We start from the raw sequence: 14,652 nt of genomic DNA on the forward strand, positions 1-14,652 counted from the left end.
AAACCTCGCATGACGTCTGGGCGACGAGGCGGTTACCCGGTCGGGGTGGGGGCGTTGGGTGGGGCGAGTCGTGGCGGAGCCGGGGCGGGAGGTCAGGAAGCGCGAGCCGTGGCCGGGCCACGGCGGCGGTCACGGGTCGCGCGGTGCATCAGCACGGCACCGGTGATCATTCCGGTGCCGCCAGCGAGGGAGGCGGCGAAGTAGAGAGCGCCGGCGCCGAGCAGGGCCAGGGCGATCAGCGGAAGCGCGAGGGAAGCGGTGAGCACCAGGAGCCCCTGGCCCCACAGACGTCGCCGGATGACACGCCCCCGCGTCGCCCTTGGCACCCAGCCGCCACGCACGGCGGCGATCCCGGCGGAGAACAACACACCCAGGACCACTCCCTCGGCCAGTCCCAACATGTAACGCCAGTCCATGGCCCCGCCTCTCGTGCGCCCGTTCTCAACCCGAGGATGACACGCGGGGCGGTGGGCCTCCAGGAGCGGGAGGGTCTGCTGAGCCTTCGCCCGTCATGGCTGGGCAGGGTCGGGCCGCTCGGCGAACAACTGGAGCAGGCCGCCCCCGATCATGAGCACCAATCCGACAAGGGCGACGACACTGAAGGCGATATCGGAGTCGATCACCATGAACGACACGGACCACAGGACCGGCCCCGCGCTGGAGCAGACCGTGCCGTAGCCCCACAGCCGCGGCCGGCGGGGCGTACGGCGCCGCAGCCACGACGGCATCCGACCGGTCGCGATCGCCAGCACTCCGAACAGGCCCGAACTCAACGAGGCGAGCAGGACCGCAGCCGCGGCCCAGTACCAGTACCTGTCCATCCAAGCCCCTCCGAACGCGCGTACGTCACGCGCTCCCGACCATCGATCATGACACCCAACCCTCCCTGTACGCCGCCCAGTCCGACTCCTTCGCCGCGAAGTCCACGTACAGCGCGACCCCGAAGCGCTCACGGTCGCGGTCCGTGCGGGAGAGGCCCAGACGGGTGCCGCGTACGGCCGCCTCCACCGTCTCTGCGTTCTCGTGGTGGCTCAGGTCGTCCTCGTGGAAGAACGGCAGGCCCATCAGCAAGTCCGTGGATTCCGGGGTCACTTCGAGGGCGAGGGAGGTCTGCTGGGCGACGTAACCGCCGTACAGGCTCTCCAACGGGAGTGCCGTGTCGTACGACATGAGGGCGATCTGGTCGACGCGGCGGGCGACTTGGCCGAAGTAGGCCTGGGACCACCACTTGGGGTGGCCCGTGAGGGTGCCCCTGATGGAGTTGGCCGCCGGGAACGGGTCGATCTGGTGGGCGGCGACGGAGAGGGGGACCCCGCGGTCCTGGGTGACCGCGTGCAGGTCGTCGAGGAGGGAGAGGTAGTCCTGGTCGTCCGAGTGCAGCGGCTCCAGGTCGAAGTGGGCGCCGTCGAAACCGGCCTCGAGGATCTGCTCGGTGGACCCGACCACGGCGGCCCGCGTCTCCTCCCGCTCCAGCCGCAGCCCGTCCGGCCCCTCACTGGCCAGCACATCCCCCAGCCAGGCCTGCACCCGTACGCCGGGCAACTCACGATGCACGGCCTCGATCAGCCAACCCGCCTGCGGGTACGCCGACTCGGGCAAAGTCCCGTCATGCTCCAACGGCCCCGCGTGCACATACAGATCCCGTATCCCACTGTCCCGCAACCGCTCCGCGAGCGCCTCGACATCCGCGTCCACCTTCCGCCCGTCGATCCAGGCATGGCCCAGCCAGAGAGCGTCACGGTTCCTGGTCTGCGTACCGGGACCCGGGTCTCCGGCGTAGTTCACCCGCAACGCGATCCCGGCCCCGAGAGCGGGGAGGAGGAGCAGGAGGACAAGCCCGAGGGCTATGCGCTTGGGCCAGCGGAGATGGGGGTGGCGCCAGGCGCGTAGGGCTGGGTGGGGGTGGGGGCGGGGGGTTTGGGCTTTGGGGGTGTCGGGGTCGGAGTTGGGGGTGGGGTGGGCGGCTTGGGGGGTGGGGTTGGGGTCGGGTGCGGGTCCGGGCGGAGGCGCAGGTCCGGGCTCGGGCGCGGGCTCAGGCCCGGTCGCAAGCTCGGGCTCAGGCCCGGCCGCAGGCTCGGGCACAGGCCCGGGCTCGGGCACAGGCCCGGGCTCGGGCACAGGCCCGGGCTCGGGCACAGGCCCGGGCTCGGGCTCGGGCACAGGCCCGGGCTCGGGCTCGGGCACAGGCCCGGGCTCGGGCTCGGGCTCGGGCTCGGGCTCGGGCTCGGGCTCGGTCGCAGGCTCGGACGCAAGCGCAGGCCCAGGCTCGGGTGCAGGCCTGGTCTCAGGTTCGGGCCCGGCCTCAGGATCGGGCTCGACCTCAGGTTCGGACCCGGCCTCAGGTCCGGGCTCAGGCGCAGGTCCGGTCGCAAACTCGGGCGCAGGCGCAGGCGCAGGCGCAGGCCCGGACTCGGACTCGGCCGCAGGCACAGGCCCAGGCTCGGGTGCAGGCCCGGCCTCAGGTTCGGGCGCAGGTGCAGGCCCGATCGCAATCTCGCGCGCAGACGCAGACGCAGACGCGGACTCCGAGTCGGAGTCAGGCACGGACTCGGAGTCAGGCGCAGGTGTAGGTACAGGCGCAGGCTCGGATTGGGCCTCGGGCCCGGACTCGGGACCGAACCCGGACCCGGACTCGCGACCGAACCCGGACCCGGACTCGGGACCGGACTCGGGACCGGACTCGGGACCGGACTCGGGACCGGACTCGGGACCGGACTCGGGACCGGACTCGGGACCGGACTCGGGACCGGACTCGGGACCGGACTCGGGACCGGACTCGGGACCGGACTCGGGACCGGACTCGGGACCGGACTCGGGACCGGACTCGGGACCGGACTCGGGACCGGACTCGGGACCGGACTCGGGACCGGACTCGGGACCGGACTCGGGATCAGGCTCCCCCTCGACAGCAGCATCCGGCCGTGCGGCTGGCCCCGGCGCGTCCGGCCCACCCCCGCTCTCCCGAGCCTGCCCCTCGGGCTCGACCCCCGCCCCCGTTTCCGCCGCCGTCCCGGGCCTCCCCGCCCGGTCCTCCGCCTCGGTTTCCACCCGCCCCGTGTCCATCCCCGCGCCCCCTCCTGTACGCCCCCGCATCCTCCGTACCCTAAGCATCCCCACCTCGGCGCACCCCGGTCGCGGCGGCGGGCGGGCGGTCATACGCTCCCAAATGTGACGTCGTCCCAGAGTCGGAACCGGTCGCGCCGAGCGGCGTCGCACATAGCCGCGCGAGGGGTATATGGCGTGGTCGGCGGGCTGGTGGCCGTGGGGTGGCTGGTACTGCCGCTTGCGCGAGTGGATGCCGATGATCACGATCGGGTGACCGCGGCACGGAGTGCGGGGGCGCCGACGCACGAGGCCGCCCCCGGTGACGGCGGGACGAACTCCGGGGATCTTGTGCTGCCGGTCGTCGCGGTGGGTGCGGCGGGGGTGCTGACGGCGTACACGTACACGCGGCGCAGGCGGCGCGCGCGGACCCGTACGACACCGGGCGGGGTGACTCCACGGGTCGTACCCCTTGCCGAACTCGACCGGCAGGCCCAGCAGTTGCTGGTGGAGACCGACGACTGCGTCCGCACCAGCGCCGAGGAACTCGGTTACGTCACGGCCCAGTTCGACAGCGAGGCGGTGAAGCCGTACACGGAGGCGCTGGCGTTCGCGAAGTCCGAGCTGGCGGTGGCCTTCCGGCTGCGGCTGCGGACGGTCGACGCGGCACCGGAACCCGACGAGGCCCGGCGCCTGCTGGAGGAGGTCGTCGCGCGCTGCACGGAGGCCGGGCGACGGCTGGACGCGGAGGCGGCCGGGTTCGACCAGCTCCGCGCCCTGGAGCGGAACGCGCCGGCCGCGCTGGCGTACGCCGAGACCCGCTTCCGTGAGCTCGCCGCGCGCACGCCGGCCGCCGAGGCGACGCTCGGCGAGCTCCGCAATCGGTACGCCCCTTCCGCGTCCCTCCCCGTGCTGGGCCACGTCGAACAGGCCAAGGACCGGCTCCTGTTCGCGACGACGCACCTCAACCAGGCGCGGCAGTCGCTCGACCGGGGCGACGGGGATCGGGCCGCCGCATATCTGCGTGCCGCGGAGGGTGCCATCGAGCAGGCGGCGGTCCTCGTCGACGGCATCGACCGGCTCGCCGGCGAACTGGCTGCGGCCGAACAGCAGTTGCCCGCCGCAATCGGCGCGGTGGAGACCGGGCTCGCGAAGGCGCGCGGCCATCTGGAGGGCGCCGCCGTCGGTTCGCCCGAGCTGCCCGGCCGTGTCGCGCACGCCGAGTCGGTCGTCGTCGGCGTGCGGCGTTCGCTGTCCGCCGGGGATCCGTACGATCCGCTCGACGCGTTGCGCCGGGTGGTGCGGGCCGGTGCGGATTTCGCCGACGGGATCGTCGAGCGTGCCCTCATTCCGGCGCGCAGTGCGGTTGCCGGTGCGGCCGACTTCGTCAGTACGCATCGGGGGGCGGTGGGTTGTGAGGCGCGTGTCCGGTTGGCCGAGGCGGAGCGGTGCCTCGGGCGTGATCTCTCCGAGGCTCAGGCTGCCGATGTTCTCGCCCTGCGGGCGCGGGTGCTCGCCGAGCGGGATGTACGGGCGTACGGGCATCCGTTGCTGGAGGGGGCGGGGGTGGGTGGGGCCGTGCTCGGGGGGATCCTGTTGCCGGGCGGTGGGCCCGCGAGCTTCGGCGGACGGCGGACGCGGGGGCGGAGGGCGGCGCCGTAGACGGGGCTGGGGGTGGGTTTTTCGCCCCCTCCGCCCCTACCCGTCCCGTACCTGGGGGCTGCCGCCCCCAGACCCCCGCTATCGGCCTGAACGGCCTCGTCCTCAAACGCCGGACGGGCTGAAACCCCAGCCCCGACGGGTGAGTAGGGGCGGAAGGGGCGAAAAACACACCCCCGAGTCAGAACAGGCTCAGCAACGCCTCCGCCGGATCCGCCAGCCCCGCTCCCCCATCAGGCAACGGAAGTTCGAACCACACCGTCTTGCCGCGCGGCGTCCGCCGGGAGCCCCACCCGGCGGACAGGAGCCCGACGAGCTGCAACCCGCGCCCGCCCTCGTCGGTGTCACGCGCCCGGCGCCGCCGCGGCTGGACGAGCCCGGCGTCCCAGACCTCGCAGACCAGCGTCCGGTCGAGGAGCAGGCGGAGTCTGATCTCACCCTCGCCATAGCGGAGGGCGTTGGTGACGAGTTCGCTGACGAGCAGTTCGGCGGTGTCGACGAGCGGCTCGAGGCCCCAGGCCACCAGCTGCGTGCGCGCGTACTCACGGGCGCGCCCCACGCTGCGCGGCTCACGCGGCAGGGTCCAGTCGCCGACGGAGTCGGCGGGCAGCCCCTGGACACGTGCCATGAGAAGGGCGATGTCGTCCTCGCCGTGGTGGGTGTCGAGGGTGTTGAGGACATGGTCGCAGACGTCCTCCAGGGGGCTGGAGGGGTCGGTCAGGGCGCCGACGAAGGCTTGCAGGCCCTCGTCGAGGGGATGGTCGCGCGATTCGACCAGTCCATCCGTGTAGAGCGCCAAAAGAGCACCCTCGGGAAGTTCGACCTCGACCTCCTCGAAGGGCTCACCGCCGACGCCCAGCGGCATCCCGGGCGGCACGTCGAGCATCAGCGCGGCCTCACCGGGCTCCACGAGGACCGGCGGCAGATGGCCCGCGTTGGCGAAGGTGCACCGGCGGGTGACGGAGTCGTAGACCGCGTACACGCAGGTGGCGAGGTAGACCTCGGAGAGGTCGGCGTCGCGGGACTGGCGGGCCGTACGGGTGGCCTGCTGGACACCGCCCGGCGTACCGAGTCCGCGGGCGATCTCGTCCAGTGCCGAGAGGACTTCGGCCGGTTCGAGGTCGAGAAGGGCCAAAGTCCGTACGGCGGTACGCAGTTCGCCCATCGCCACGGCCGCACGCAGACCGCGCCCCATGACATCGCCGACGACCAACGCGGTGCGGTGGCCGGGGAGTTCGATGACGTCGAACCAGTCGCCGCCGACCTCGGTGGCCGCGTTGCCGGGCAGGTACCGGCAGGCGATGTCCAGACCGGAGGCCTCGGGGTCGCCCGGGGGCAGCAGGGACCGCTGCAGGATCAGCGCGCGCTCGTGCTCACGGCGGTACAGGCGCGCGTTGTCGATACAGACCGCGGCGCGCGCGGCGAGTTCCACCGCGAGCGACCGGTCCCGTTCCCCGAACGGCTCGCTGCCCTTCGTACGCGAGAACTGCACGAGGCCCACCACGGTGTCGTGGGCGACCATCGGCACGGCGAGCGTGGACTGGATGAGGCCGCCCTCTTCGGCGGGGATGTGCTGGGGCCGGGCGGTGCGCAGGGCGTCCGCGCAGGGCGAGTTGAACGGGAAGTGATGGACGGCGCCGGGCGCGGGTCCGTCGGCGACGGGGTCGCCGACGGCGCTGGCGAAGGCGACGCGGCGCAGTTCGGCGCTGCCGTCGGCGAGCCCGGGCGGGGTTTCGTCGCCGGCCAGGAGTCCCTGGTAGAGGTCGACGGTGGCGAGGTCGCAGAAGCCGGGGACGACGACGTCGAGGAGTTCGCGGGCGGTGGTCTCCAGGTCGAGGGAGTTGCCTATGCGAGCGCCGGCCTCGTTCAGAAGGGCGAGATTGCGCCGCGCGGAGGCCGCTTCACGGGCTGCTGCACGGCGGGCCGTGATGTCGGTTCCGAGCCAGGCGATGCCGATGGGGCGGCCGCTGCCGCTGTGCACGCGGTAGAGGTTGATGGACCAGTGCCGGCGTTCGTCGGATCCGGGCACATGGCCGGTGACGTGCATGTCCGTGATGGAGTCGCCGGTCTCCAGGACCCGGCGCAGCGTGGCGGCGACCCGCTCGGCCTCCGCGCGCGGCAGATAGTCGTGGACGCCGCGCCCGCGGTGGTCGGCGGGAGTGCCGCCGAAGGTCGAGGCGAACCGCTGGTTGGCGCGGCGGACCCGCAGGTCCGTGTCGATCAGGAGGAAGCCGAACGGAGATTGGCCGAAAATTGCCTGCGATGCGGCGAGGTCGGTCTCGATCCGGCGGAGGGTGCGGACGTCGACGACGATGCATACGGCGGCCCTCTCACCGTCCTCCGTAGTGGTAGGCATCACATAGACCTCGGCGAGGCCTTCGGCGCCCTCCTGGTCCCCCTCGGTGGGGGGCATCCGGAAGGGAACCACGCCGGTCCACTCGCGGCCGTCCAGGATCTCCGCCATCTTGCGGTGCCCGAAGTCACGCCGGTCGGGTGCGACGAACGCGGCGATGGGGTCCATGCCGACGGCGCGCTCCGCGGATATCCCGAAGAGCTGCTCCGCACGCAGACTCCACTGGTCGACCAGCCCGTCGGCACCTATGGAGAACGACGCGACCTTGATGTAGTCGTAGATCGAGCCGGGCGGACTGCTCTGCCACATCGCGTCGCCCGCCCTGTCGCCTCTGGCGTCGCCCATCCCCTCGTCCAAGGCGGATCGGCCCACAACGGAGTCACCCACGGCGGAATCGCCCACGGCGTCAGCCCTCGCGCCGCCCGACGGGTCCTCGGACTCCGTGGCCTTCGCTGGTATCTCGCTCACGCGAACCGTCCCCTCCAGCTCACCGCGTCCGGCACCGGTCACCGGGGGCGGCTGCCCGCAGTATCCAGCACTACGGCGCCGCACAACACGGTGTTCACGATCACAGCACGGTCCCGATGGTTTTTGGACCGGCCGCGACATACTCCCAGTCTTCTAACCAGGTGGCACCCCGTCGAATCAAAGAGTCCGGCCAGTTCCAGTGGCCTGAACCATTCGGTCACCCGGCTCCCCGCACCGATCACACTCACCCAGACATCGATCCCCATCACCCGGGCACCGCAAGCTCGAACCAGACGGTCTTGCCGGTGTCCCCTGGACGGGTGCCCCAGCGCCGCGAGGAGCGGGCCACGAGCTGGAGTCCGCGGCCGCTTTCGTCGTCGGCGTCGGCGGACCGTTCACGGGGCGGGTCCGGCAGCGGGTCGGAGACCTCCACCAGCAGGGCGTCCGGCATTCCGGCGGGCCGCACAAGACGTACGCCGATGGGGCCCGTGGCGTGCCGGAGGGAATTCGTCACCAGCTCGCTGACCAGCAGCGCGGTGATATCGGCGAGGGATTCCAACTCCCAGTCCCGCAGCTGGCCCCGGACGACGGCGCGAGCGGTGCGGACGGCACCCGGCTCCGCGGGGAAGCTCCACTCGGCGCAGTCGCCTTCGGTGTCGATCACGCCGATCACTTCCCAGGCCAGGAATACACCCATGTCCGGTTTCGTGGGGTTAATGGGCACATACCCGATATGCAGGACGCCCTACCGCAACCGATGGCGCACTGTGGCGCGAACGGCGTACGAACCGACGAACAAAGGCCGCCGAACGCGCCCGCTCACCTCCCGATCGCCGCCACGGAGGCCGACTCTGCGAGGGGGTCACTACGCCTGGGCCCCGCTGCCCCACCCGAGCAGCGTCGCCTTCACCGCGGGCACGTCCTGGTCCAGCCAGTCCACGTCCCAGATCTCGTCCGGCGTCAGCCAGCGGAGCTCGTCGTGGTCCTGGAGCGGCTTCGGATCGTCCGAGCCGGGGAGCAGTCGCGCGGTCCACACCTGGAGGACGTACGGCAGCTTCAGGGGCCACTCCCCCGGGACGCGGCCGACCGGTGCCGCCGCGATGCCGAGTTCCTCGTGCAGTTCGCGTGCCAGAGCCTGTTCGGGGGTCTCGCCCGGTTCGACCTTGCCGCCGGGGAGCTCCCAGCGTCCGGCCAGCTCCGGGGGCGCGCTGCGGCGGGCGGCCAGCAGTCGACCGCCGTTCAGCAGAGCGGCTCCGACCACCACGATCCGTTCGGTCATGCGCCGGAGCCTACGGGAGCGGCCCCCGCCTCCCGGGCGCCCACCCCTGCCGGATCACCTGGTTCCGTTCTGCCCGATCCGCTCGACCCAGTACAACTGCTTGTGTCCGCGGTCGTCGAGGCTGTCCGCGATCTTCTGGGCTTCGGCCCTGGTCGCATACCTGCCCACGCGGTAGCGATTGCCGTTGTCGTCCTGTCGTATGACGAGCCAGGGAAGAGTGATCGTGCCGTCGTTCATCAAACCCCTCCACTTCCCGCCCCGGGCCCCCGCCGTGCCCCGCCCTCTAACGAAACCGCAATCCGCATATGCCCGAGCCTACGCCTAACCTTCACGCAGCGAATACGGCTTTTCACAAAGAGGTACACAACGGGGTACGCAACAAGCCAGGATGTGGACTTGAGCACGGGGGGGCACGCCGTCGAACGCGCCGTCGACCGCTCTCCACGCGCCCCTCAGCAGGGCAAAGCCAAAGCGGGGCAAGGCCATTGAGAAAGGCCAGATTCCAACCGGGCCCTACTGAGGACTACTTCACGAAGACCGGGCCCTACTGGAGGGCTACTTCACGAAGGCGGCCACTTCACCGACAGGCGGCTACTTCACCGGCAGGTGATACGCGATCCGGTACCGGTCCGCCGGCACGACGACATCCGCCGTCTCGACCGGACGCCCCGACGCGAAGAACGTCCGCTGGATGACGACGACCACGTGCCCGGGAACACCGCCCAGCGCGAGGAGTTCCTCCGCGAGACCTGGGCGCGCCCCCACCTCCTCCGTGACGTTGTCCACGATCACGTCGATGGCCGCCATGCGCTCGACCACGCCCATGCCGCCGAGCGGGCCCTCCTCGGGGAGCATCACCGGCGTACGGCCCGTGACGGCGAGGGGCTCCCAGGACGTGGAGAGCATCATCGCCTCGCCCGCGTCCCGGAAGACGTAGTTCGTGCACATCACGCGGTCGCCGGGCCGGAGGGAGAGCCGCTCGGCGATCGCGACGCTCGCCTCGACCTGCCGGCTGTGGGACTCCCAGGTGCCGCGGGCGGAGACGTCGGCCTGCTCCTGGCGGAACGGGGTCGCGCCGCTGTCCGGGCGGTACCCCGTGCGGGCGACGCTGCGCGGCACCGGACGCTCCCGCACGTACGTGCCCGACCCGGAACGGCCCTCGACCAGGCCCTCGGCCATCAGCACCTTCCGCGCCTCCAGCGCGACCGTGTCCGAGACGCCGTACTCCTCTCGGATTCTGGCCTGCGAGGGGAGGCGGGTGTGCGGTGGCAGCGAACCGTCGACGATCTTCTTGCGGAGATCACCCGCGACACGCAGGTACGCCGGCTGCTCACCGAAAGTCACTGGCCGCTCCCATCAGGTTGTACAGACAGCAACAGCCTGGCAACCGTGGGTTGTGCCATGCAAGCAAAGGCCAGAGAATCACTCGATGTGATGACTTGCGCCCCCCAAGGGCTTTACCCAGGCACTTTCTCCCCGTTATAGCGGCCGTCACACCTCCTGGCCGGTGCCATCTCCGCCGTCGTCCACCGAGCCGTCGTCCGTGCCGTACGTCGGCGGGGTGGTGGCGAGGCCCAGAGCCTCGCGCGTGGTGACCGTCTTCTCGGGGTCGGTGAGGTCCAACCCCTTCTCGTAGTGCACGTAGAAGGTGTCCACGTCCTCCGACTCCCCCGCCTTCGCCCACTCCTTCTGCGCCGCCTCGAGGTCCTTCACGAGGGTCGCGACGGGCTCGGCGGCATCCGGGGCGAACGTGTGGCCGCGGAGCATGCCCGCCTGCTCCGTGAGCGCGTCCGACACCCTGGTCGCCCACTTCTGGTGACCCGGCAGATCGTCCTCGACGTACTCCGTCGCGGGCGCCGAGTCCATCGCCGCGTTGAGCACGTGCGCGGCCTCCAGATAGGCGAGTTGGTCCGGGTCGAGCGTCGTGCCGTCCTCGCGCAGCGAGCCGGTCAGGCTCATCTCCGCGTCGACGTTCCCGAACACGCAGGTGATCTCCCGGTCGCCCATGCGCCAGCTCTGCCGGGTCGGCGTGAAGTAGTACAGGTCGACGTCGTCCGGGACGGCCCAGGTGTCCATCGCGTACGCGTCCTGGAGCGTGTAGCACTTGTCGTCGGCCGTGTCCGTGACGGTGCTGTCGCCCGGGTAGTCCCCTTCACTCATCTCGAAGTTCGCGAACACCTCGCCCTGGTGCTCCCCGGCGCACGGCACCTTGTCGACGTCGTACGTCATGCCCTCCAGCGAACCGCCCGGCACGTCGAAGCAATCGCCCTTGACGAGCGAGAAGGCGCTGCCGCCCGAGTCGCGTGCCGCGTCCTTGAAGTCGTCCCAGAACTCACCCGCACCGCCCGTGGCGACCACGAGCAGCGCCAGCACCATGCCGAGCGAGGACAGCACCATGCCCCCGATCGCCATCCCCTTGCCGCGCTCGCCCCGCTTCTTGATCTGCACCAGCGCGAGGATCCCGAGAAGCAGCCCTACGCCGGGCAGGAAGCAGAGGACCCCGAGCACGAGCGCCGAGATCGCGAGCCCGTTGACGGGGACCGGGCGGTTGTACGGCGAGTAGCCGGAGCCCCAGGGCTGGTAGGGCTGCTGGAACGGCTGCTGCTGGTACGGGCCCTGGGGATAGGGGCCCTGCGGGTACTGGCCCTGGGCGTACGGTCCCTGGGGGTACGGCGGCGGGTAAGGGCCCGGTGGGGTCCCCTGTGGCGTTCCTTGAGGCATCCCCGGAGGCGGGTACTGGCCCTCAGGCTGCTGGGGGCCGGGCGGCGGGGGTATGGCCACGAGTACCTTGCTCCTAGTCCAGGCGGGTGCGGGAGTTGCGTACGAGCTGTCGTACGGACTTCCGTGCGAACTGTCGTACGGCTGGGCGCATCGTAAGCGCGGCACGGGCGGGGGCGGAATGCGGGTCACCAACGCGACGATTCGGGCGGTCAACGGGCTGACCGCGCGATGGGCGGGGCAGACTTCGGGTGGCACGGTGTTCTCGGCGGCCGGGGTGTGGCCGCTGCTCGCCTTCCTCGCGGACGGAGCGGGCGGCGCGGCCCGGGCGGAGCTGGCGGAGGCGGTGGGTCTGCCGGCCGGTGAAGCGGCCGGTGCGGGACGGGAGTTGCTGGGCGCCCTGGGCGGCATACGGGGCGTGGACGCGGCGCTGGGGCTGTGGACCCGGCGGACGCTGCCGCTGCGGGAGGAGTGGGCGGCGGGGCTGCCCGCGGACACCTTCGGTGTGCTCAGCGGGGACGTCGCGGCGGACAAGGCGGCGCTCGACGCGTGGGCGGCCAAGCGGACGGGCGGGCTGATCGAGCGGATGCCCGTACCGCTGCACGAGGAAACCCTGCTGGTGCTCGCGAGTGCGCTGGCCTTGCGTACGCAGTGGCTGCGGCCCTTCGAGCCCGAATGCATGTCGGCCGCTTCGGGTCCCTGGAAGGACCGGCGACTGGCCGGGCTCTGGAGGACGACCAGCCTGCTGGACCGGATCGGTGTGGCGGACACCCCCGAGGGAGCCGTCACCGAGCTCAAGGTGCTCGGCACCACCGGCGTCGACATCCACCTGCTCCTCGGCGAGGAACGGATGAGCGCGGGCCAGGTGCTCGCGGCAGGCGTGGACATCCTCGGGCGGCGCCATCGGGCCGTACCCGGTGACCGGCTGCCGTACGGAGAGGCGGGTCCGGGGCTGGACGTCCGGCGGGTGCGCCGCCACCGCCCGACACCGCCCAGCTTGACTGTCGCGACCGTCGCCTTCGACTTCTCCACCAAGCACGATCTGCTGGAGCAGCCCCGGCTGTTCGGACTCGGCACGGCCACGGACGACTCCCGAGGGCACTTCCCCGGCGTCAGCGCCGAGCCTCTGGCGGTGGGCTCCGCGAGGCAGGCGGCCACCACCGCCTTCACCGACCAGGGCTTCCGCGCCGCCGCCGTGACAGCGATCTCCGCGGTCGGTGGCGCGGCGCCCTCCGAGCGCCCGGCACCGCGCTATGTGACGACGGAGATCGACGCGGTCTTCGACCGTCCCTTCGGCTTCCTCGCCCTGCACCGCACCTCACGCCTCGTCCTCGCGGCGGGCTGGGTCACGGACCCGGAGCCGTACCGCGAGGACGAGTGATCGATTACCGCTGATCAGGGTTCAAGAATCAGAACTGCAGGGCCCAGGAGTCGATCCGCCCCACGTCCTGCGCCGCGTTGTCACTGACCCGCAGCTTCCACACGCCGTTGGCGACCTCGGAGGAGGCGTTCACGGAGTACGTGGTGTTGATGTTGTCGGAGCTGCCGCCGGTGCTGTACGCCTTCAGCGTGTACGCCGTACCGTCGGGCGCGATCAGTTGCACCTGCAGATCACCGATGTACGTGTGAACGATGTTCACAGGCACACTCAGCGCCGCAGGAGCGTTGCCGGTGACGCCGCTCACCGTGATCGGCGACTCGACCGTCGTGTTGTCGGCGATCGCGTAGTCCGCGGTGTTCTCGAAGCGCGGCCCGGTCGGCGGCGGAGTCGTCGTACCGCCGACGACGTTGAGCAGCCGGTTCGGCGAGCCGGTGCCGGGGCTGGTGACCACACCGGTCGACGAGTTGTTGATCAGACCCGTCGCCACCTGCGCGGGCGTGGCCGTCGGGTTGTCGCCCAGGTAGACCGCCGCCGCGCCCGCCACGTGCGGCGTCGCCATCGACGTACCGGAGATGGAGTTCGTGGCCGTGTCGCTGGTGTTCCAGGACGAGGTGATCGAGGAGCCCGGGGCGAAGATGTCCAGGACCGAGCCGTAGTTGGAGTAGCTGGCGCGGGCGTCGGTCGACGTGGTCGCGCCTACCGTGATGGCCTCGGTGACGCGCGCGGGCGAGTAACTCGATGCGTTCGCGTTGCTGTTGCCCGCGGCGATGGCATAGGTGACGCCGGAGGCGATGGAGTTGCGGACGGCCGTGTCGAGTGCGCTGTCCGCGCCGCCGCCGAGTGACATGTTGGCGACGGCCGGCTTGACCGCGTTCTGGGTGACCCAGTCGATGCCCGCGACGACACCCGCGGTCGTCCCCGAGCCGGCGTTGTCGAGGACGCGGACGCCGACGATCTTCGCCTTCTTCGCGACACCGTAGGAGGTTCCGGCGACCGTGCCCGCGACGTGCGTGCCGTGGCCGTTGCCGTCCTGCGCGGTGTTGTCGTTGTCGACCGCGTCGTAGCCGTAGGAGGCACGGCCGCCGAAGTCGCTGTGGGTGATGCGTACGCCGGTGTCGATGATGTACGCGGTCACGCCGGTCCCGGCCGAATCCGGGTAGGTGTAGCTGCTGTTGAGCGGGAGGGTCTTCTGGTCGATGCGGTCCAGGCCCCAGGAGGGCGGGCTGGGCTGCGTCGCATTGATGTGGAAGGTGCGGTTCTGGACCACGGAGGCGACGGCCGGGTCGGCGGCGAACGCCTTCGCCTCGGCCGCGGTGGCCTCGACCGCGTAGCCGTTGAGCGCCTTCTTGTACGTACGCTCGATCGTGGCGCCGTACTCCTTGGCGAGGGCCTTGCCCTCGGTGGAACCGGCCTTCGCGGCGTCCGCCTTGAGGGTCACGATGTAGCTGTCGGCGACCGCGTTGGCCGCGCCCGCGTACTGGATCTGTCCTACTCGCTCCGGTGCCGCGTTCGCGGGGAGAGCGGAGACGACTCCGAGGACGAGGGCCGCGCTTGCTATGCCGGCCAGTCTTCGGCGGGTGTGACGCATCACTGCCATCTGAGGGATCCTCCTCAATCGGTGGTGCGCTGGTGGGGGGTGGTACAGAAATCGGTGGTGCGCTGGTGGGGGGTGCACAGACGCGAAAGAGACAGCGATAGAGGCAGGGTCATGTCAACCCGCTGTGCGTTCCCTGTGCGTCAGCCGAAAGATTG

At 71.2% G+C, this 14,652-nt stretch carries 12 protein-coding genes; 2 read left to right on the forward strand and 10 right to left on the reverse strand.

Going from position 1 to position 14,652, the window contains the following annotated elements; translation table 11 throughout:
* Positions 1-92: 92 nt before the first annotated feature.
* The 3 genes from OG266_RS15175 to OG266_RS15185 all read right to left on the reverse strand — a co-directional run bounded on the left by OG266_RS15175 (position 93) and on the right by OG266_RS15185 (position 2,160).
* Positions 93-416, reverse strand: a complete 324-nt coding sequence (locus tag OG266_RS15175; protein WP_266454858.1) for a hypothetical protein — start codon at positions 414-416, stop codon at positions 93-95.
* Between the two features lie 93 nt (positions 417-509).
* Positions 510-821 (reverse strand): hypothetical protein, encoded by a 312-nt coding sequence (locus tag OG266_RS15180; protein WP_371546150.1) that lies wholly within the window; start codon positions 819-821, stop codon positions 510-512.
* Between the two features lie 46 nt (positions 822-867).
* Entirely contained in the window at positions 868-2,160 is a 1,293-nt protein-coding gene (locus OG266_RS15185; RefSeq protein ID WP_371546151.1) for a hypothetical protein, read from the reverse strand.
* A gap of 1,155 nt (positions 2,161-3,315) precedes the next feature.
* On the opposite strand from OG266_RS15185, the gene OG266_RS15190 reads away from it, so the two are divergent.
* The gene (locus OG266_RS15190) at positions 3,316-4,704 is read left to right on the forward strand and encodes a hypothetical protein (protein WP_371546153.1); all 1,389 of its coding nucleotides are present in this window, start codon (positions 3,316-3,318) and stop codon (positions 4,702-4,704) included.
* Positions 4,705-4,882: 178 nt separating this feature from the next.
* On the opposite strand, the gene OG266_RS15195 is transcribed toward OG266_RS15190, so the two are convergent.
* The 6 genes from OG266_RS15195 to OG266_RS15220 form a co-directional block, all read right to left on the reverse strand.
* A complete protein-coding gene (locus tag OG266_RS15195) occupies positions 4,883-7,522 on the reverse strand; it encodes a SpoIIE family protein phosphatase (RefSeq protein WP_371546155.1) in 2,640 nt (879 codons plus the stop codon).
* 265 nt (positions 7,523-7,787) lie between these two features.
* Positions 7,788-8,219 (reverse strand): ATP-binding protein, encoded by a 432-nt coding sequence (locus OG266_RS15200; RefSeq protein WP_371546157.1) that lies wholly within the window; start codon positions 8,217-8,219, stop codon positions 7,788-7,790.
* 168 nt (positions 8,220-8,387) lie between these two features.
* The gene (locus tag OG266_RS15205; protein WP_371546158.1) at positions 8,388-8,801 is read right to left on the reverse strand and encodes a (deoxy)nucleoside triphosphate pyrophosphohydrolase; all 414 of its coding nucleotides are present in this window, start codon (positions 8,799-8,801) and stop codon (positions 8,388-8,390) included.
* A gap of 54 nt (positions 8,802-8,855) precedes the next feature.
* A complete protein-coding gene (locus OG266_RS15210) occupies positions 8,856-9,038 on the reverse strand; it encodes an SPOR domain-containing protein (RefSeq protein WP_266454873.1) in 183 nt (60 codons plus the stop codon).
* A gap of 354 nt (positions 9,039-9,392) precedes the next feature.
* On the reverse strand, positions 9,393-10,145 hold the full coding sequence (locus OG266_RS15215) for a GntR family transcriptional regulator (protein WP_329545698.1): 753 nt from the start codon (positions 10,143-10,145) through the stop codon (positions 9,393-9,395).
* Positions 10,146-10,292: 147 nt separating this feature from the next.
* Positions 10,293-11,522 (reverse strand): DUF4190 domain-containing protein, encoded by a 1,230-nt coding sequence (locus tag OG266_RS15220; RefSeq protein WP_371546161.1) that lies wholly within the window; start codon positions 11,520-11,522, stop codon positions 10,293-10,295.
* 178 nt (positions 11,523-11,700) lie between these two features.
* Between OG266_RS15220 and OG266_RS15225 the strand changes: the two genes are divergently transcribed.
* Positions 11,701-12,900, forward strand: a complete 1,200-nt coding sequence (locus tag OG266_RS15225; protein ID WP_371552795.1) for a serpin family protein — start codon at positions 11,701-11,703, stop codon at positions 12,898-12,900.
* 28 nt (positions 12,901-12,928) lie between these two features.
* Here OG266_RS15225 and OG266_RS15230 read toward each other — a convergent pair whose 3' ends face one another.
* Positions 12,929-14,497 (reverse strand): S8 family serine peptidase, encoded by a 1,569-nt coding sequence (locus OG266_RS15230; protein ID WP_266454882.1) that lies wholly within the window; start codon positions 14,495-14,497, stop codon positions 12,929-12,931.
* Between the last annotated feature and the right edge of the window lie 155 nt (positions 14,498-14,652).

It is taken from the genome of Streptomyces sp. NBC_00554, from assembly GCF_041431135.1.
Classification (GTDB): domain Bacteria; phylum Actinomycetota; class Actinomycetes; order Streptomycetales; family Streptomycetaceae; genus Streptomyces.

What these genes read in the sequence shown, in the direction of transcription:
- OG266_RS15175 (WP_266454858.1), bottom strand. Translation starts at nt 416, where the DNA reads ATGGACTGGCGTTACATGTTGGGACTGGCCGAGGGAGTGGTCCTGGGT.
- OG266_RS15180 (WP_371546150.1), bottom strand. Translation starts at nt 821, where the DNA reads ATGGACAGGTACTGGTACTGGGCCGCGGCTGCGGTCCTGCTCGCCTCG.
- OG266_RS15200 (WP_371546157.1), bottom strand. Translation starts at nt 8,219, where the DNA reads ATGGGTGTATTCCTGGCCTGGGAAGTGATCGGCGTGATCGACACCGAA.
- OG266_RS15205 (WP_371546158.1), bottom strand. Translation starts at nt 8,801, where the DNA reads ATGACCGAACGGATCGTGGTGGTCGGAGCCGCTCTGCTGAACGGCGGT.
- OG266_RS15210 (WP_266454873.1), bottom strand. Translation starts at nt 9,038, where the DNA reads ATGAACGACGGCACGATCACTCTTCCCTGGCTCGTCATACGACAGGAC.
- OG266_RS15220 (WP_371546161.1), bottom strand. Translation starts at nt 11,522, where the DNA reads ATGCCTCAAGGAACGCCACAGGGGACCCCACCGGGCCCTTACCCGCCG.
- OG266_RS15225 (WP_371552795.1), top strand. Translation starts at nt 11,701, where the DNA reads ATGCGGGTCACCAACGCGACGATTCGGGCGGTCAACGGGCTGACCGCG.
- OG266_RS15230 (WP_266454882.1), bottom strand. Translation starts at nt 14,497, where the DNA reads ATGGCAGTGATGCGTCACACCCGCCGAAGACTGGCCGGCATAGCAAGC.